Source organism: Mesorhizobium sp. M1D.F.Ca.ET.231.01.1.1 (assembly GCF_003999155.2).
Taxonomy (GTDB): Bacteria; Pseudomonadota; Alphaproteobacteria; order Rhizobiales; family Rhizobiaceae; genus Mesorhizobium.
Map to the genome: position 1 here is coordinate 410176 of NZ_RZOZ02000004.1, position 17983 is coordinate 428158.

The 17983-nt window shown below is 64.8% G+C and carries 14 protein-coding genes; 3 read left to right on the forward strand and 11 right to left on the reverse strand.

The window, feature by feature from the left end; translation table 11 throughout:
• Nucleotides 1-40: 40 nt before the first annotated feature.
• Nucleotides 41-1042: a KpsF/GutQ family sugar-phosphate isomerase gene (locus EN874_RS14545; protein WP_127425458.1), complete on the forward strand. Its 1002-nt coding sequence runs from the start codon at nucleotides 41-43 to the stop codon at nucleotides 1040-1042.
• Nucleotides 1043-1051: 9 nt separating this feature from the next.
• On the opposite strand, the gene EN874_RS14550 is transcribed toward EN874_RS14545, so the two are convergent.
• The 11 genes from EN874_RS14550 to EN874_RS14600 form a co-directional block, all read right to left on the reverse strand.
• Entirely contained in the window at nucleotides 1052-1516 is a 465-nt protein-coding gene (locus EN874_RS14550) for an NfeD family protein (RefSeq protein WP_127425348.1), read from the reverse strand.
• Nucleotides 1517-1539: 23 nt separating this feature from the next.
• Complete coding sequence (locus EN874_RS14555; protein WP_127425349.1) at nucleotides 1540-2490, reverse strand: SPFH domain-containing protein; 951 nt, start codon at nucleotides 2488-2490, stop codon at nucleotides 1540-1542.
• A 136-nt stretch (nucleotides 2491-2626) separates the two neighbouring features.
• Nucleotides 2627-3691 (reverse strand): ferrochelatase, encoded by a 1065-nt coding sequence (gene hemH, locus EN874_RS14560; protein WP_127425350.1) that lies wholly within the window; start codon nucleotides 3689-3691, stop codon nucleotides 2627-2629.
• 143 nt (nucleotides 3692-3834) lie between these two features.
• Nucleotides 3835-5913 carry a bifunctional UDP-sugar hydrolase/5'-nucleotidase gene (locus EN874_RS14565; RefSeq protein ID WP_127425351.1) on the reverse strand — a complete coding sequence of 693 codons (2079 nt, stop codon included), beginning with the start codon at nucleotides 5911-5913 and terminating at the stop codon, nucleotides 3835-3837.
• Between the two features lie 190 nt (nucleotides 5914-6103).
• Nucleotides 6104-6475, reverse strand: a complete 372-nt coding sequence (locus EN874_RS14570) for a hypothetical protein (RefSeq protein ID WP_127425352.1) — start codon at nucleotides 6473-6475, stop codon at nucleotides 6104-6106.
• Nucleotides 6476-6661: 186 nt separating this feature from the next.
• Nucleotides 6662-8107 carry a homospermidine synthase gene (locus EN874_RS14575; RefSeq protein ID WP_127425353.1) on the reverse strand — a complete coding sequence of 482 codons (1446 nt, stop codon included), beginning with the start codon at nucleotides 8105-8107 and terminating at the stop codon, nucleotides 6662-6664.
• Nucleotides 8108-8238: 131 nt separating this feature from the next.
• Nucleotides 8239-9174 (reverse strand): DUF3445 domain-containing protein, encoded by a 936-nt coding sequence (locus EN874_RS14580; RefSeq protein ID WP_127425354.1) that lies wholly within the window; start codon nucleotides 9172-9174, stop codon nucleotides 8239-8241.
• A gap of 41 nt (nucleotides 9175-9215) precedes the next feature.
• Nucleotides 9216-9878 (reverse strand): aminotransferase class IV family protein, encoded by a 663-nt coding sequence (locus EN874_RS14585; RefSeq protein ID WP_127425355.1) that lies wholly within the window; start codon nucleotides 9876-9878, stop codon nucleotides 9216-9218.
• Nucleotides 9827-10972 carry an aminodeoxychorismate synthase component I gene (locus EN874_RS14590; protein ID WP_127425356.1) on the reverse strand — a complete coding sequence of 382 codons (1146 nt, stop codon included), beginning with the start codon at nucleotides 10970-10972 and terminating at the stop codon, nucleotides 9827-9829. Before EN874_RS14590 ends, EN874_RS14585 begins: the two co-directional genes overlap by 52 nt.
• Before the next feature lie 158 nt (nucleotides 10973-11130).
• The gene (locus EN874_RS14595) at nucleotides 11131-11808 is read right to left on the reverse strand and encodes a proton-conducting membrane transporter (RefSeq protein WP_127425357.1); all 678 of its coding nucleotides are present in this window, start codon (nucleotides 11806-11808) and stop codon (nucleotides 11131-11133) included.
• Between the two features lie 361 nt (nucleotides 11809-12169).
• On the reverse strand, nucleotides 12170-14008 hold the full coding sequence (locus tag EN874_RS14600; RefSeq protein ID WP_168247485.1) for a M3 family oligoendopeptidase: 1839 nt from the start codon (nucleotides 14006-14008) through the stop codon (nucleotides 12170-12172).
• A gap of 144 nt (nucleotides 14009-14152) precedes the next feature.
• Here EN874_RS14600 and EN874_RS14605 point away from each other — a divergent pair, with 144 nt between their 5' ends.
• Together EN874_RS14605 and EN874_RS14610 are read left to right on the forward strand one after the other, a co-directional pair.
• Entirely contained in the window at nucleotides 14153-15712 is a 1560-nt protein-coding gene (locus tag EN874_RS14605; protein ID WP_127425358.1) for a sigma-54 dependent transcriptional regulator, read from the forward strand.
• A gap of 378 nt (nucleotides 15713-16090) precedes the next feature.
• The gene (locus tag EN874_RS14610; RefSeq protein WP_127425359.1) at nucleotides 16091-17938 is read left to right on the forward strand and encodes a DUF882 domain-containing protein; all 1848 of its coding nucleotides are present in this window, start codon (nucleotides 16091-16093) and stop codon (nucleotides 17936-17938) included.
• The last annotated feature ends 45 nt before the right edge of the window (nucleotides 17939-17983 follow it).

Below are 17983 nucleotides of genomic sequence, written 5' to 3' on the forward strand. Positions count from 1 at the left end.
CGTTGGACAGGCGGGCGACATGGCGCTAATTGCATCTGCCATGCATGCGGGGTCCCCAGAAAGAAAGCAGCCGGATAGGCAGGCTGCGATCGAATCGGCGCTGAGAACCGTGGCGACGGAGCAGGCCGGTGTCGCGGCGCTCGCCACCGCGCTCGACAATGGCTTGGCCGAGCCGTTCGCGACCGCCATCGATCTCATTTCGCGGATCGAGGGGCGCGTCATCGTCACTGGTGTCGGCAAGAGCGGCCATATCGGCTCCAAGATCGCGGCGACGCTCGCCTCGACCGGCACGCCCGCGTTCTTCGTCCATCCTGCCGAGGCCAATCACGGCGATCTCGGCATGATCGCCAGGGACGATGCCATCATCGCCATGTCCTGGTCGGGCGAGAGCAAGGAACTGATGGGCATCGTTGCCTATTCCAGGCGCTTTTCGATCCCGCTGATCGCCATCACCTCCGGTGAGAATTCGGCGCTGGCGCGCGCCGCCGATGTCGTGCTGCTCCTGCCAGTCGTGCCGGAGGCCTGTCCGCACGGACTGGCGCCGACGACATCGGCGCTGCTGCAACTGGTCATGGGCGATGCGCTGGCGATCGCGCTGCTCGAGGCGCGCGGCTTCACGCCGGATCACTTCCGCACCTTCCATCCCGGCGGCCAGCTCGGCGCCAATCTGATGCAGGTCTCCGAGATCATGCGGGTGGGCGATCAGATTCCAACCGCGCTTGTCGGAACGAAGATGCCGGAAGCGGTCATGACGCTATCCAACAAGAAGGTTGGCTGCGTCTGCATCGTCGATACGAAAGGCGAACTGGTGGGGATCATCACGGACGGCGATGTCGCGCGTAATTTGCATCGCAACCTGGCCAACATAGCCGTGGAAGATATCATGACGAGAACGCCAAAGACGGTCGACCCGCAGACCCTGGCCGGTACCGCCATCGCCTTTCTCAACGAGCACAATATCGGAGCACTGGTCGTGACCGAGAACAAGATGCCTGTAGGCGTGGTTCACTTCCACGACCTGCTTCGCATCGGCGCAGCCTGAAGAAGAAGCTCAGATCGCCTCCACCGTCAGCTCCAGATCGGTATCGGCGGCGCCCGTGACACGCACCTGCGTGCCGGCCGGCAGGTCCGGACCAGAGACGCGCCACAGCGTATCCCCCAGCCTGATGCGGCCGCGGCCGTTCTGGATCGGCTCGGAGAGCGTCGCCGTGCGGCCGACCATCTGCGCGCCGCGGCGGTTGAGCAGCGGCTGGTCGATCGTGCCGTGGCGCGCGACCGACAGCCTTCTGCCGATGAAGGCCGAGACGACCGAGAGCAAGAGGAAGGCCAGCACCTGGACCTGCCAGGTCCAAAAGGCCGCGTCCCAGATCAGCAGCGATATCGCGCCGATGATGAGGGCGGCAATGCCGATCCACAGCATGAACACGCCAGGCGCCACGACTTCCATCACCAGGAGCACGAAACCGAGGACCATCCAGTTCCACGGACCGAGTTCCGAAACGATGCGGTCGATCATCGACGGTCTCCCACAGGGTCACATCAGTTGTCGCTCGGCCGCACCACCGGCGGGCGAGAGCCCTGCCGCTGGGTGCCGGAGGGGCCATCGCCCTTGAAGACTTCGCGGGCGATCTCGCCGATGCCGCCCAGCGAGCCGATCAGCGATGAGGCTTCGAACGGCATCAGCACGATCTTGTTGTTGCTGGACGAGCCGATCCTGGCCAGCGCCTCGGTGTATTTCTGGGCGACGAAGTAGTTGATCGCCTGCACGTCGCCCTTGGCGATGGCTTCCGACACCACCTGCGTCGCCTTGGCCTCGGCTTCGGCCGAGCGCTCGCGTGCCTCGGCGTCGCGGAACGCGGCTTCCCTGCGGCCTTCGGCCTCAAGGATCTGCGATTGCTTCAGGCCCTCGGCGGCGAGGATCTGGGCGCGCTTGTCGCGTTCGGCCATCATCTGGCGGCCCATCGATTCCACAAGATTGGCCGGGGGGTTGATGTCCTTGATCTCGACGCGCGTGATCTTGATGCCCCACGGATGCGCCGCCTCGTCGACGACGCGCAGCAAGCGCTCGTTGATCGCGTCGCGGTTCGAAAGCAGTTCGTCGAGATCCATCGAACCCATGACGGTGCGGATGTTGGTCATGGTGAGGTTGAGGATGGCGTTCTGCAGACCGGAAACCTGGTAGGCTGCCTGCGCCGCATTGAGAATCTGGAAGAAGGCGATCCCGTCTACACCGACTATGGCGTTGTCGCGGGTGATGATTTCCTGGCTCGGGACATCGAGCACCTGCTCCATCATGTTCATCTTGGCGCCGATGCGCTCGAAGATCGGGTTGATGATGTTGAGGCCAGGCGTCAGCGTCTTGGTGTACCGCCCGAAACGCTCCACCGTGTAATTGTAACCTTGCGGCACCGTCCTGATGCCTTTGAAAAGAAGGATGATGACCAGAAGGACAAGAACAATGATGGCAATGTCGAAACCGCTGAAGCCCATTTCGTTTCTCCCTCAAAAGGCGGCGACCTCACGAAATCACTTAAGTGTGTTTCCGCAGCGTTACAATCAGGTGATCGTGAATATTGGTTAGCGGAGGCTTTTGCGCAGCGGTTTCATGGCCTGTCGGTGAAGCCGGTCACACCCAGCCGGCAAGCTCGCGCCGCGCCAGCGCCTCGATCACCGCCATGCCCTCGGCGCTGTCGTTGAGGCAAGGAATGTGGGCGAAGTTCCTGCCGCCGGCATGGTGGAAGGTCTCGGCGGCTTCGCGGCCGATCTCGTCCAGCGTCTCGATGCAGTCGGCGGAAAAACCCGGATTGACGACCGCGATCGACTTGACGCCGTCTTTCGCCAGCTTCTCGACGGTGACGTCGGTGTAGGGCTGGAGCCATTCCTGCGCGCCGAAGCGCGACTGGAAGGTGGTGATGAGCTTCTTCTCGTCCCAGCCTAGTCTTGCCCTGAGCAGCCGTGTCGTTTCCAGGCAATGCTCCTGGTAGGGGTCGCCCTTGTCGGAGTAAGGTTTTGGAATGCCGTGGTAGGAGGTGATGACCACCTCCGGCTCGAAGTCGAGCGTCGCCAGATTTTGCTCGATCGAACGGGCGAGCGCCTCGATATAGACGGGCTCGTCGTAATAGGGCGGCACGCTGCGGATCGCCGGCGCATGCCTGATCTGCATCAGCGCGCGGAACAACTGGTCGTTGGCGGTCGCTGTCGTCGTCGCCGAATATTGCGGATAGAGCGGAAAGGTGAGGATGCGCTCGCAACCTTGCTCGGCCAGCCGGCGGGCGACGGCCGCCGTCGAGGGATTGCCGTAGCGCATCGCCCAGTCGACGACGACGTTCGGCAGATCGCCAAGCGCGCCGGTGAGCTTTTCCGCCTGGGAGCGCGTGAAAGTGCGCAGCGGCGATTCGTCCTTCTCCCGGTTCCAGATCCTGGCATAGTTGGCGCCGGACTTTTTCGGCCGCGTGGTGAGAACCAGTCCGTAGAGGATCGGGTACCAGATCACTTTGTTGAGCTCGATGACGCGCGGATCGGAGAGGAATTCCCTCAGATAGCGCCACATCGGTTTGAAGCCGGTGCCGTCGGGCGTGCCGAGATTGATCAGCATGATGCCGATCTTGCCCGCCTTCACCGGCGCGGCATCGGCGGACAGCGGACCGACGGCCTTTGCGGTCTTGGCATCGGCAGGGTTGGCAGGCGTCATAAACAGTCTCCGGTAGCGCCGCGAAACTAGCGATGCCCTGCCGGTTTTCAATGCTGCGTCTGGCCGCACCTTATCGCGTTTGGGCCAGAAAACGGAACACCCGCCCGGTTTCCCGGACGGGTGCCAAGAATTCCGGTAAGAACCTACTTCGCGGCCGGAGGAATGGTCAGCGTCCCGCCGAGCGGCAGGCGGCGCGGCTTGTAGTCCTTGTTGGCCTCGGAGATCAGCTTCCATTTGGTGCCGTCGCCATAGTTCTTCTTGGCCAGGTCCCAGTAAGTGTCGCCGGCGGCGATCACATGACTGGTCTCCGGGCTGGTGCCGGCCGGCTTGGCCTCGGCGGGCGCTGTCTCGGCCGGCTTGGCCGGTTCAGACGCGGGGGCACTGGTCGCGGGGGCGGCCTCGGCAGGTTTCGCCTCCGACGTTGCCGGTGCCGTCTCGGCCGGAACGGTCGGCGGCGTGCCGGCGATATCGCCGGAATTGGACGGCAAAGCCGGCATTGCTGACTCGGCGGCCGCGGGCGCCGACTCGGCCGGTTTGGCGGGCTCGGCCGCCGGCGCGGTTGCTGCAGGGGCGGTCTCGGCGGGCTTTGCCGGTCCCGCCGCCGCCACCGTCGCGCCAACGTCGGTGATGCGCCCGTCGAGCTTCGGCGTGTAGGGCCGGTGCGCGCCGAGATAGTCGGCCACCACCTGCTCAAGGCCCGGGCCGTAGTCATAGGCGTCGGTCGCCTTTTCGGCGAAGACCTTGTAGCCGTCGCCACCCTGGCGGACGTAGTTGTTGGTGGCGACGAGATATTGCTTGTCCGGGTTGATCGGAGCCCAGGCGCCGTTCTCCATCACCTCGACCGATTTGACGCGGCCGGCATTGGGCGCGACCGACTTGTCGAAGGCGTATTTCAGGCCGGCCACCTGCGGGAAGCGGCCGGCGCCGTCCTCGATCTGGCTGAGGCCGTTTTCGAGACCGGCGACCAGATCCTTGCCGGAGATCTTGAACGTCGCCAGCGTGTTCTGGAACGGCAGCACCGTCAGCACCTCGCCCATGGTCACGGTGCCCTGGTCGATGGAGGCGCGCAGGCCGCCGCCGTTCGAGATGACGATCTCGACGCCCTGGCCCTTGACGCGGTCGAGGATCGCGTCGGAGACGAGATTGCCCATCTCGCATTCGCGGGCGCGGCAATTCTCGCGGCTGCCGTCGATTGCCATGGTGGTCTCGGCGACCTCCTTGTTCTTGAGCGCCTCGATCGGCGCGCCGAGCTCCTTGATGCGGGCGAGCACGGCCGGATCGGGGGTGATCGACTTGTCGAGAAAGATCGGATCGCCGCTCGCTTGCTTGACGACGCCGTTGTCGTCGAACACCACCTTGAACTCGCCGAGATATTTCGAATAGGACGCCGCCTGCACGACGGGCACCTTGTAGCCGTCCGGGTTGTCGACCATCGTCGGATAGGGGCCTGCCGCCTTCGGGTCGGTGTTCGACAAAAGCGTGTGGCTGTGGCCGCCCACCACTACGTCGACGCCGGGGATTTTCGCGATGACATCGCGCTCGCGGTTGTAGCCGATATGGGTTACCGCGATGATCTTGTTGATGCCTTGTCCCTTCAGCTTCTCGACCTCGGCGGTGATCGACTTGACGTCGTCCGCGATGGCGATGTTGGGGCCGGGCGAGGCGAGTTCCGGCGTGTCGTTGGTAACGGCGCCGACGATGCCGATCTTCTGGCCGCCGACCTCGACGACGATCGACGGCTTGATCTTGCCCTTTGCGCCGGACTTGTCGTTGGGCAGGACATTGGCGCTGACGACGGGGAATTGCGCCTTGTCGAGGTAAGGCACAAGTGCTGTCTCGCCGTCGTCGAATTCATGATTGCCGAGCGTCACCGCATCCGGCTTGATCTGATTGAGGAATTCCTCCTCAGCCGCGCCCTTGTAGGTGATGTAGAACAGCGATCCCTGGAAGCTGTCGCCGGCGTTGAGCAGCAGCACGTTCTGGCCTTCGAGCTTCTTGCGCTCCTGCGCGATCGCGGTGACCAGCCGCCCGGCGCCGCCGATGCATTCGCCCTTGGTCTCTTCCTCGGCTGAACAGGTCGACTCGTACTTGTTGTTGCCTTCGATGCGGCTGTGCCAGTCGTTGAAATGCAGGATGTTCAGCGTGTAGTCGGCAAAGGAGGCTCCGGCCGACAGGCCAATCATCGAGGCGGACAGGGCTAGAACGGCGGCAGTCTTCTTCATCTTCGTCTCCCGGATAAGCTGGCCTGAAGTGCTTAATGCCCTCGCTTGACTGGAAAATAACAGTCAGCTTCGGATCATGTTCACATCGCGTTTTGGTCGATGCAAGCGGAATCGGGAGGAGGTTTGCCGGCGCAAGAAAGGACCGCGGCTCGCGCCGCCGTCCTTTGCAAGATGGTGTATCCGCTTGTGCTCAGGCCCGGCGGGTCAGCACGAAATTCTGGCCGCTGGCGCTGGTGCAGTTGAGCTGGCTGGTCGAGACCATCAGGCAGTTGAAGCTGACCGGCGTCTGCCGGATCAGCGAGGTGCCGTGGATCTCGACCGAGGTCGGGCCGGTCATGGTGTAGCTGCCTTCGGACAGCTTCTGGCCGGTATCGGTCGCGACAGTGGCGAAGCTGCCGGCCGCGAAGGTCGACAGGCCGGTGCCCTTGGCGTCGATCCAGTTGCCCTCGACGCCCTTGGGAGCCGCTGCGATCGGCTCGGAAGGACCGGTGGTGGTGCAGGCGGCAGCGGCCAGAAGGCTTGCCGCGGCGCCTGCCGAAAGCAATTTGCGCGCAATGGTCATCTGAAAAATCCTCTCCTCTCGCGTCGGCCCGAAAATCGGTCCGATTTTCGGAAGCCCGATGCGTCCATTCGAAGTGCTAGAGCGTACCTTATGCGTCCGACCGGACGCACGTCGCTCCAGGCCGCCCGTCTTCAATCGCCCGATTTCCGGGCGATTGCAAGGTGGAGAGAGATACCGGCAGAGCCGCTATCGCACCAGGATGTTGCGGAACTGCCACGGGTCGTCCCTGTCCATATCCTCGGGGAAAAGGCCAGGGCGATTGTCCAGCGGCGTCCAGTCGGTGTAGTAGCCCCTGACCGGCCCAAGATAGGGAAGCTGCACTTCCAGGCAGCGCCTGAAATCCATCTCGTCGGCCTCGACGATGCCGGCCATCGGATTTTCCAGCGCCCAGACCATGCCGGCCAGCACTGCCGAAGTGACCTGCAGGCCGGTGGCGTTCTGGTAGGGCGCCAGCTTGCGCGCCTCGGCCAGCGACAGCTGCGAACCGTACCAGTAGGCGTTCTTGTCGTGGCCGTAGAGCAGCACGCCGAGCTCGTCGACGCCGTCGACCAGCTCGTTCTCGTCGAGCACGTGATGCACGGGCTGCGCCTTGCCGGCGGCGCCGAACATCTCGTGCAGCGACAGCACGGCGTCGTTGCTGGGATGGTAGGCATAGTGGCAGGTCGGGCGGTAGTTCACCTTGCCCTTCTTGCCGCGCACGGTGAAGAAATCGGCGATCGAGATCGCCTCGTTGTGAGTGACCAGGAAGCCGTATTGCGGGCCGGGCGTCGGGCACCAGGAGCGCACGCGCGTGTTGGCGCCGGGCTGTTCCAGGTAGATCGCCGCCTGCGAGCCCTGCTTGTGCTCTCTGCCGTTCTTCGGCATCCAGTTCTCATGCGTGCCCCAGCCGAGCTCGGCCGGCTGCAGGCCCTCCGAGATGAAGCCCTCTACCGACCAGGTGTTCCAGAACACGTCCATCGGCTTCGGCTTCTTGGTGCGCTGGGTATCGCGCTCGGCGATGTGGATGCCCTTGACGCCGGCCTTCTTCATCAGCTTCGCCCAGCCCTCGCGGTCGTGCTCTGCCGGCACGACAAACTCAAGCCCGAGATCGGTGGCGAGGTTGACCAGCGCCTGCTTGACGAACCACGAGACCATGCCGGGATTGGCGCCGCAGCAGGAGATCGCCGTGGTGCCGCCGGGGGCCTTCTCCTTCTCGAGGCGCACGCTCTCGCGCAGCGCATAGTTGGTGCGCGAGGCATTGTCGGCCGTTTCGTCGAAGTAGAAGCCGAGCCACGGCTCGACCACGGTGTCGATATAGAGCACGCCGAGCTTGCGGCAGAGGCTCATCAATTCGAGCGAGGAGGTGTCGACCGACAGGTTGACGCACATGCCCTGGCCGCTGCCATTGGTCAGAAGCGGGGTCAGCAGCTTCTTGTAGTTCTTCTTGGTCACCGCGTCCTGGACGAAGGTGATGCCGCGCTCGTCGAGCAGCTTGCGGTCGGTGTCGCGCGGGTCGATGACCGCCATGCGCGACTTGTCGAACTTGAAATGGCGTTCGATCAGCGGCAGCGTTCCCCGCCCGATCGAGCCGAAGCCGATCATCACGACAGGGCCGGTGATTTCACCGTAAACGGGCCAGTTTTCATTCGCCATTTTTTCGGACACTCCTAAAAACACAGGGAAAGCCCGGCGTTTCCGCCGGGCAGCCAAGCGCTACACCACAGATCATTGTCATAAACCAGCGAAAAGAGGCAACCACCGGCTGAGCCGGCTTGGCGGCTTGGTTAAGCCGCCCTGGCCATGCCGTGGAGGAAGGCGACCAGCCGGTCGCGGTCGGCAGTCAGGCCCTTGTAGTCGAGCTGCGCCTGGTCGAGCGCGTTGAGCTGTTCGGCGAAAGAGCCCGCAAGCGTCGCCCTGTCAGGGTGCCGGACGAGCACGGCCAGCGGATCGAGATGGATGCGGATGGTGAAGAGGATGTCGCGCGAGACCGGCAGCTTGCGCAATGTCTGGCGCTCGACCCTCATGAAGGCGTGGGCGTTGATATCGCCATCCGGAAAGCGCGTCGGGCGGTTGGTGGCGCGGTCGATGCGCTCCCCGTTGGAAAGCGGATGATAGAGCGCGTCGTCCGCCTGGATCGACCAGTTGAAGCGTTCGACCGCCTGGCCCTGCAGGCCGTCGAACATGCGGTTGATGAGGTCCGCCGGTCGCGTGCCTGGGCCGAAGCCCGGCACCGGCGCGTGGATCTGTTGCAGCGGCTTGCCGAATTTTTCCCGGAGCGACCAGGACGAAGGAAAACACAGCGATCCAGCGGCGAGCCGCCAGCCGTCATCGCCGCGGCGCATCAGGATCAGGTCCTCCTGGACGAGCAGCGAGGCCTTTACGAGCGGCGCCTCGGTGAGGGCAGGGGCCAATGTGTCGACCGCCCCTTCGAAGCCGGTCACCTCGATATCCGGGCCGTTGCGGCGATGGGTGCCGGGATGCTTTGCCGCCAGATGCGCGACGAGCAGTTCCATCGCTTCGCGCTGCGCGTCGCCGGTGCCGTCTTCCTCGACGAAGACCTTTTCGGGAATCTCCGCGTAGAGCCGCTGCTTCTCGGCGAGATGCGGCAAAAGGAATTCGTCGGTCTCGATCCAGCGATCGAACTCGAGCGGCTTCAGCCCGATGGTGAAGAGTTTGGAGGACCCGTCATAGGGCGTATGGGTCGGTTGGCGAATGGTCATGCCTGCCTGGGTGCTGTCCAGTTTGATGTCTTCAGCCTCGATCAGCCGAGTTGCGCCGGGATCAGCCCGCGCAGCGAATTGCCGACGAAGATCGCCTTCGCGGACTTCAGATCGTCGAAGGTGTAGATCGCTTCCACGGCGCGGCCTTCGTCCAGAAGCGTGCCGCGCAATATCCCAGGCAGCAGGCCGCAATCAAGTCTCGGCGTGGCCAGCACGCCGTCGCCGAAGTCGGCGAAGAGGTTGGTGATGGTGCCTTCGCAGAGCTCGCCTCGCTCATTGGCGAGCAGCACCTCGTCGGCGCGGGTGGCGAGGTATTCGGCACGCGCCCGCTGGTAGGTGTCGCGGCGGCTGGTCTTGTGGCGCAAAAGCGTGTCGCCGGAATCGAGCCGGACGCGCGCCAGCTGCAGCCGCCACACCTTGCCGGCGGGCAGCGGTTCGTAGGGCTGCGCGGATGCTGTCGCCTCCCCATTGCGCTGCAAGGCGAGGCGGGTGCGCATGGCGATCCGCTGGTCGCCGACCGCGCCCGTCAGCGCCTCGCCGACCCGTTGCGGGTCGCAGGCAAAGCCGAGCTCCGCCGCCGAAGCGTAAAGCCGCGCAAGGTGGCGGTCGAAGCGCAGGAAGCCCGCGCCGGGTTCCCAGCGCATGGTCTCGATCAGCTCGAAGTCGGCACGGTTCCCGTCGCGAATCGCGCTTTCAGAAGACACTCCCGGTACTCCTCATCGTCTGTCGAATCGAAGACGACGCCGCCGCCGACATTGTAGACGGCCTCGCCATCGGCGAAGAGCGAGATCGTGCGGATCGCCACCGAGAACCTCATGGTGCCGCCGGGCGCGATCCAGCCAATGGCGCCGCAATAGACGTCGCGCGGCACGCCCTCCAGATCGTGCAGGATCTCCATGGCGCGGATTTTTGGCGCACCGGTGATCGAGCCGCAAGGGAAGAGCGCTGCAAAGACCTTGCGGATGCCGATATCCGGCAGGAGTTTCGCCCGCACCCGGCTCACCATCTGGTGCACCGTCGGGTAGGTCTCGATGCGGAACAGCTCCGGCACCTCCAGCGTGCCGACCTCGCTGATCAGCGAGATGTCGTTGCGCAGGAGGTCGACGATCATGCGGTTCTCGGCCTGGTTCTTCTCGTCGTTGCGCAGGAACGCCTTCAGCCGCGCATCCTCGGCTTTGGTCGCGCCGCGCGGCGCCGTGCCCTTCATCGGGTGCGTCTCGATCATGCCGTCCGCATCGATCTCGAAGAAGAGTTCCGGCGAGCGCGACAGCACCACCGGATCGCCGAGCCCGATCAGCGCGCCGTATTTCACCGGCTGGCGCCCGGTCAACGCGTCGAAGGCGGCAAGCGGATCGCCGGACCACTGGGCATGGACCGGAAAGGTCAGGTTGCCCTGGTAGCAGTCGCCCTTGCGAATATGGTCGTGGAGACGTGCGAAGCGGACGGCATAGTCCTCGGCGGACCATCCTGCCCTGGCGTCGAAGATCGGGCCGTTGCTGGCGGGACCTGAATTTTTTGGCACGGCCTGCTCGAGCGGCGCGTCGAAAACGCCGAGACAGATCAGCGGCGCGCGGCGGCCTTCGGGCAGCAACGGCACCAGCTTCGGCTCGAGCAGATAGCCGGCCTCGTAGGAGAAATAGCCGGCCAGCCATCCGCCGGCGTCGGATACGGCTTGAGCTGCTTCGATCGCTGGCGCGAACTCATCGGCGCTGCGCGCGACGATGATCTCGCGTGGCCTGTCGAAGACGAGCTGCCTGCCGGTCTCGTCGTTGCGGAAGATGGCGGAAGGCAGTGACATAGGCCTCGGGTGCGGTCAATTAAGCCGATCGCTCTATATGGGGGCCGGGACAGGCGCAATCGAGGGAACGGCGTCGGGCGGCGCAAAGGCGTCTGGCCCAAGAGGAAGGCGGCGTCCGCAACGGGCGCCGCCCTGCATTGGCCATTATCGATGCGGGATCAGGTGTTGCTTGAGGTTCCAGCCGTCGGGAACTGGCGGGCGAATTCGGCATCGTTGCCCGAGGCCAGCAATTTCGCCTGCTCGATCCATTTCTCGCGCGCGATGCGACCGTCGAAATTGAGCACCTCCTCGATGCGCTTGACGTCGGCATCGGTCCAGGCGGCGATCTGGGCGTAGGTCGTGACGCCCTGACCCTTGAGCAGCTTTTCGTTGACCGGGCCGATGCCGATCAGGCGGCGCAGATTGTCCGCCTTGGCAGTCGCCTTGCCCGATGCAGGCGCCGCCTTCTTTGCCGCCGCCTTGGCGGCTGCCGTCCTTGCGGCCGGCTTGGGCGCGGCGGTTGACCTGGCTGCCGGTTTTGCGGCGGCGGGCTTTGCCGCCGCCTTGGAAGGCGCGGACTTTGCCTTTGCCGCCGTCGACATCAGCGGCGCCGGCGCAGGCGCTGAGGCCTTGTCGGTGCCGGTCTTAGCCGTCGGCGCATCACGCAGCCGGGCCTCGAGGTCGGCTCGGGCGCGGCCGCAGGCATCGAGGTCGCTGCGCGCTTTGTCCCGTTCGCTGCGCGTGCGATCGAGGTCGCCGCGCAGGCTGTCGACCTCGCCGCGCAGGCGGCCCCAGAGGAACCAGCCAGCCAAGACACCCACGACGAACGCCAACAGCATGTAGAAGAAAGTGCTCATTTCCCTCTCCAGTCCGATCGGGCGGCCGAGGCCACTGGTGGCGAGCTTGCCGCAAGGATCGTCACTTGTTCCGCGATCGGCGGAACAGCCGCTTCAATCGAGCTGCCGGCGCTTGGCTCTCCTCCGGCTATGGCCGACGGCCGCCATCGCATCCGCCGAAGCGCCGCGAAGGCCGTCTCTGGCCTTGGCGATGCGTCCGGCTGAGCTTGAGGCCGGACGCTATCATATGGCCTGCGGAAAGCTAATTGAAAAATGCCGCGGAGAGTTGTTGGAGAACAGCTATTTAGGACAAGAATAGAGCTGTCCCCAAATATGCGTTCCGGCTAAATTATTCTGGTCTATGTCGCCAGGCGAAACGCCGTCATTTGTCGAGCGCTTCCAGCTCATCGATCAGGGCCCCGATCACGCCAAGGCCGATCTGCCAGAAGGCGGGATCGGTGGCGTCGAGGCCGAAGGGCGCCAAGAGCTCGGAGTGATGCTTGGTGCCGCCGGCGCGCAGCATTTCGAAATACTTGTCCTGAAAGCCGCGCTCGGCATTCTGGTAGACGGCATAGAGCGAGTTCACCAGGCAATCGCCGAAGGCATAGGCGTAGACGTAGAAGGGCGAATGGATGAAATGCGGAATGTAGGTCCAGAAGACCTCGTAGCCGTCGCGCAGCTTGATCGCCGGCCCCAGGCTCTCGGCCTGCACCTCCAGCCAGAACTGGCCGAGCCGGTCGGAGGTCAGCTCGCCGTTCTTGCGCTCGGCATGCACCTTGCGCTCGAACTCGTAGAAGGCGATCTGGCGCACGACGGTGTTGATCATGTCCTCGACCTTCTGGGCGAGCATCGCCTTGCGCTCGCGCTTGTCGGAGGTCTGGTCGAGCAGCGAGCGGAAGGTCAGCATCTCGCCGAAGACCGAGGCCGTCTCGGCCAAAGTCAGCGGGGTGGAGGCCATCAGCGCGCCCTGGCCGGCGGCCAGCACCTGGTGGACGCCGTGGCCGAGCTCATGCGCCAGCGTCATCACATCGCGCGGCTTGCCCATGTAGTTGAGCAGCACGTAAGGGTGGGCCGAAGGCACCGTCGGGTGGGCGAAGGCGCCGGGCGACTTGCCTGGCCGCACAGGCGCATCGATCCATTTGCGGTCGAAGAAAGTCCGCGCGATTTCCGCCATCTCCGGCGAAAAGCGCCGATAGGCCGACAGCACCGTGTCCCTGGCGTCGTCCCAGCGGATCACCGCCTGCGGCGTCTCGGGCAGCGGGGCGTTGCGGTCCCAGTGGTTCATCACCTCCATGCCGAGCCAGCGCGCCTTCATCTGGTAATAGCGGTGCGACAGCCGCGGATAGGCCTCGCGCACGGCGGCCGCCAAGGCATCGACCACGCCGCGCTCGACGCGGTTGGCAAGATGGCGTGAATCGGCAATGTCCTCGAAGCCGCGCCAGCGGTCGGAAATTTCCTTGTCCTTGGCCAGCGTGTTGGTGATGAGCGTGAAGGTCCTGAGGTTCTTGCGGAAGGTCGCGGCGAGCGCCTCGGAGGCGCGGCGTCGCACGTCGCCATCGGAGTCCTGCAGCCGGTTCAGCGCCGGCTCCAGCGTCAGCTCGTCGCCGTCGACGTCGAAGCGCAGGTCGGTCATCGTCTCGTCGAACAGGCGGTTCCAGGCGCCGCGTCCGGTGACCGACTTTTCGTGGAACAACTGCTCGACCCGATCCTCGAGCTGGTAGGGCTTGTCCTTCCTGAGGTCGAGCACCCACGGTCTGTAGTGGGCGAAGGCGGCGTCGGCCGCAAGCGCGGCTTCGATCACCGCATCGTCGATCAGGTTGAGCTCCAGCGCGAAGAACAGAAGATGCGCGCTGGCATCGGTCATCTTCTCCTGGACGTCGCCGTAGAGCTTGGCGCGCTGCGGATCGGCGGTGTTGCCGGCATAGACAAGCCCGGCATAGGAGACGATGCGGCCGATCAGTTCCTCCAGCGCCTCGTAGGCCTCCAGCGCCTCGCCGAGCCGGCCGGCGGCGCCGCGCTCGGCCTCGGCGGTCAAAGTGCCCTTCCAGCGGGCCTCGAAGGCAATGGCGTCGCTTGCCGCCAGCGCAATGTCGCGCTTCAGCTCCGGCGCTTCCATGCCGAAGTAGAGATCTGCGAGATTCCACTCCGGCAGATCGCCAAGCTCCGCCGCGCCCTGGCCGGACGCTGGCGCCGCAAGCCGCCGACCAAACATCATGCGCATCAACAATACCTTCTTTGAATCAACGGGAAAGGAGAAGCCGGTCAAATCCTAAGGAATTCGTTCACCGGGTTTTTTGAAACCTTATTTAGAACCCTGTGCCAAGATGATCCATGGGGATTTATCGGGCGGATAATTCAAACAGTCATGACAGGTTCCATTCTCATAGTCGATGACGATCCCGTGCAGCGCAGGCTGCTCGAGGCGGCGGTGACGAAATTCGGCCACAGCGCCATCGTCACCGACGGCGGCGCGGCGGGCCTCGACGTGCTCGACGGGCCGAACGCGCGCGACGTCTCGGTCGTCATCCTCGACCTCGTCATGCCGGGGCTCGACGGCATCGGCGTCCTGAAAGCGATGCGCGAGCGCGCCATCAACCTGCCGGTCATCGTGCAGACCGCGCAGGGCGGCATCGAGACCGTCGTCTCGGCCATGCGCCACGGCGCTTTCGATTTCGTCGTCAAGCCGGCCTCGCCCGACCGGCTGCAGACCTCGATTTCCAACGCCTTGAAGGTCGAGGCGGTCGAGGACGAGATGAAGCGCACGTCGCGACGGCGCGGCGGTCATCTCACCTTCAAGGACCTGATCACCCGCAGCCCGGCGATGGACCGGGTGATCCGCCTCGGGCAGAAGGCCGCGGCCTCCAACATCCCGATCCTGATCGAAGGCGAGTCGGGCGTCGGCAAGGAATTGGTGGCGCGCGCCATCCAGGGCAGCGGCGACCGCCGCTCGAAACCCTTCGTCACCGTCAATTGCGGCGCCATCCCCGACAATCTCGTCGAATCGATCCTGTTCGGCCATGAGAAGGGCTCGTTCACCGGCGCCACAGACAAGCACACCGGCAAATTCGTCGAGGCGCATTCGGGCACGCTGTTCCTGGACGAGATCGGCGACCTGCCGCTCGACGTCCAGGTCAAGCTGCTGCGCGCCGTGCAGGAGGGCGAGGTCGACCCTGTCGGCGGCCGTTCGACCGTCAAGGTCGACATCCGGCTGATCTCGGCGACGCACCGCAACCTTCTGCAGCAGGTCAAGGACGGCAAGTTCCGCGAGGACCTGTTCTACCGGCTGAACGTCTATCCGATCTTCGTGCCGCCGCTGCGCGACCGGCGCGAGGATATCCCCTTCCTGGTCAGGCATTTCATGGAAAAAGTGGCGCCGGCCGATCCGCGCCACCGTCTCGCAGGCATATCGGCCAAGGCGCTGGCGATGCTGCAGGCCTATGACTGGCCGGGCAACATCCGCCAGCTCGAAAATGCGGTGTTCAGGGCGTCCGTGCTTGCCGAAGGCGAATTGCTGAGCGAAGAGGAATTCCCGCAAATCCGCGCGCAGGTCGAGGGCACCGTGAAGCTGGATGGCGAGCCCGTGTCGCCCGTTGCGACAGACTCGGCCGTTGCGACAGACACGGATGAGCCGCAGGCGGGCGAACAGGCGGCATCCGGCGGAGCCGCGGCACCTTTGCACGAGGCCGAGGCTCCGGCGCGGCTCCAGCCCCGCTTCGGCACGCTGAGAGCCCTGGACGAGCGCGGCAATGTGAGGGCGCTGGCGGATGTCGAGCTCGAGATGATCAAGCTCGCGATCGACCACTATAATGGGCAGATGAGCGAGGTGGCGCGCCGCCTCGGCATCGGACGCTCGACGCTCTACCGCAAGTTGAAGGAATATGGCATTGACCCCGAAGCGGGCCGTCTCGACCGGCTCGCCTCCTGAGACGCAAGCCCCAGCCCAGCCTGCCCGTTTAATACTTGAGTCAAATCGTCGCTTATCGGTCGGGAAGGCGCTGTTTATCAGCGGCTTGGCTGCCGGCGATCACGCATTAAGGCGAACGGTAACAGATCGTGTTTCGGTTTAAGCCGAATTCTCGATCTAAACCAGTGATTTACCACGAAGCGCGGTGCATCATTTTTGACGGGATATCGCCACGGTGTTACCGCATTTCGGCTTCAATAAGCGATGATTAACCATTAGGATCGATATTCGGATGTGAGAACCACGCATCCGTTTGGGCAAATCCGGGGACAACGGCAGCCTGCAAGGCCTTTTGATTTGAACCAAGTCGAACGACACACAAACGGGCGGCATTTTCACATGAGCGTCTGGCCGAGGTGGCTGACGTTTGTGATTTTGGCCGTCGGGTTCCTCTCGGCAGCCGTCTCCGGCGCGAAGGCCGAAATCCGTTCGCTGAAACTCTATCACCTGCACACGCACGAAAAGGCCGAGATCGTCTACAAGCGCAATGGCCGCTACGATCCGGAAGGCCTACGCAAGATCAACATCATCCTGCGCGACTGGCGCCGCAACGAGCCGACCAAGATGGATCCGCGTCTGCTCGACCTGGTGTGGGAAGCCTATCGGCAAAGCGGCGCGACCGACTATATACAGGTCGTCTGCGGTTATCGCTCGCCGTCGACCAATGCGATGCTGCGCAGCCGTAGCCGCGGTGTCGCCGAGAAAAGCCAGCACATGCTCGGCAAGGCGATGGACTTCTACATTCCCGGCGTGCCGCTGAAGAAGCTGCGCAACATCGGCCTCAAGATGCAGGGCGGCGGCGTCGGCTACTATCCAACTTCCGGTTCTCCGTTCGTCCACATGGATGTCGGCAATGTGCGTCACTGGCCCGGCATCAGCCGCCAGGAACTGGTCAGCCTTTTCCCGAACGGCAAGACGCTGCACGTGCCGAGCGACGGCCGGCCGCTGCCGGGCTATGAGCAGGCACTGGCCGCCTACAAGGCGCGCAAGGGCGCCGGCACTCCGAATATCGAGCTGGCGAGCGCCGGCGGATCGACCAAGCGGTCCGGCGGGCTGCTTGCCGCCTGGTTCGGCGGCGGCGACGACGAGGCCGACGACAGCGCCGATGTCGCGAGCGCCCAACCCGCGCCCCAGCCGAAAGCTGTGAAGCAGGTGGCGGCGCCCAAGAGCAGCAATCTGCCGGGCATCGCGATCGTCTCGCCGCAGGACGCCAAGCGCGCCAACATCCCGCAGATCGCGGAGGACAGCACCGACGATTCGCAGCCGCAGCAGGACACGCCTGAGACCATCATCGCCGCGCTGCCGCCGAAGGAGGTTCCGCTGCCCGCCTTCGCGCCGAGGCCGAAGGCCGATGTCGGCCAGCAGACACCTGAAAACGTGCCGTTCGCCGTGGCGGACGCCTCGGCGACGGCCGAGCAGGCGGTGGCGACGGCGCATGCCCCGGCCGACGTGCCGTTCGGCATGGCCGATGCCGCCGGCGCGGCGCAAGCCGCGGCCGATCCCGCGCAGGTGGCGGTCAACAACATCCCGCTGCCGACCTGGCGTCCCGACCGCTCGACGCCGGCCGAACTCGCGTCCAAGGACAAGAGCGTGCTGCTGGCGCTGGCGGAGACCGCCTCGCAGGACAAGAGCGCGACCGACGCCTTCTCGGTGCTGCCGACCGCGCGTCCCGACGCCGGCAAGCCGGATGAGATCAAGGCCGTGCTCGAACAGGCCAGCGCGACCAGCGCGGCCGGCGCGAGCGGGGCCGAATACGAGGTCGCTTCGCTGTCAGAGCCGGAGCCGCGCTCGGCATTCAACGATCCGTCGGGGCTCGATGCGGCCTCGCCGCGTCAAGCCATCGCCGCCCGTCCGGCCGGCACCGACCCGGCGCAGGCGATCGGGGCCGGCGTGAAGACGACGCGCAAGGAGGCCAGGGCTTCCGCCAGCGACCTGCGGCCTGGACCGAAGGCGATGGTGGTGGCGACGCCGCCACAGGCAGCGCGCTGGGCGCTCGGCAGCGGCGAGAACATCGCCGCCGTTTCCGACCCGACGACGGCGCCGCGCTATGCGTACAACATCGTGCATACGCCGCCGAGCGAGGTCTACACGGCCGGATTCCAGACCGATCCCCAGGTGCCGGACGCCAGCCGGTTTACCGGCAACGCGGTGAAGTTCCTTTCGGTCGCCCGCTTCCAGACGAAATAACGAGCCCGCCAGTACCGCAAAAAGCCGCGTTGGAAACCAGCGCGG

Excerpts from the sequence above, each read along its gene's own strand:
- EN874_RS14610 (WP_127425359.1), top strand. The coding sequence starts at position 16,091 with ATGAGCGTCTGGCCGAGGTGGCTGACGTTTGTGATTTTGGCCGTCGGG.
- EN874_RS14550 (WP_127425348.1), bottom strand. The coding sequence starts at position 1,516 with ATGATCGACCGCATCGTTTCGGAACTCGGTCCGTGGAACTGGATGGTC.
- EN874_RS14590 (WP_127425356.1), bottom strand. The coding sequence starts at position 10,972 with ATGTCACTGCCTTCCGCCATCTTCCGCAACGACGAGACCGGCAGGCAG.
- EN874_RS14555 (WP_127425349.1), bottom strand. The coding sequence starts at position 2,490 with ATGGGCTTCAGCGGTTTCGACATTGCCATCATTGTTCTTGTCCTTCTG.
- EN874_RS14570 (WP_127425352.1), bottom strand. The coding sequence starts at position 6,475 with ATGACCATTGCGCGCAAATTGCTTTCGGCAGGCGCCGCGGCAAGCCTT.
- EN874_RS14600 (WP_168247485.1), bottom strand. The coding sequence starts at position 14,008 with ATGCGCATGATGTTTGGTCGGCGGCTTGCGGCGCCAGCGTCCGGCCAG.
- EN874_RS14575 (WP_127425353.1), bottom strand. The coding sequence starts at position 8,107 with ATGGCGAATGAAAACTGGCCCGTTTACGGTGAAATCACCGGCCCTGTC.
- EN874_RS14545 (WP_127425458.1), top strand. The coding sequence starts at position 41 with ATGCATGCGGGGTCCCCAGAAAGAAAGCAGCCGGATAGGCAGGCTGCG.
- EN874_RS14580 (WP_127425354.1), bottom strand. The coding sequence starts at position 9,174 with ATGACCATTCGCCAACCGACCCATACGCCCTATGACGGGTCCTCCAAA.
- EN874_RS14605 (WP_127425358.1), top strand. The coding sequence starts at position 14,153 with ATGACAGGTTCCATTCTCATAGTCGATGACGATCCCGTGCAGCGCAGG.
- EN874_RS14595 (WP_127425357.1), bottom strand. The coding sequence starts at position 11,808 with ATGAGCACTTTCTTCTACATGCTGTTGGCGTTCGTCGTGGGTGTCTTG.
- hemH (WP_127425350.1), bottom strand. The coding sequence starts at position 3,691 with ATGACGCCTGCCAACCCTGCCGATGCCAAGACCGCAAAGGCCGTCGGT.
- EN874_RS14565 (WP_127425351.1), bottom strand. The coding sequence starts at position 5,913 with ATGAAGAAGACTGCCGCCGTTCTAGCCCTGTCCGCCTCGATGATTGGC.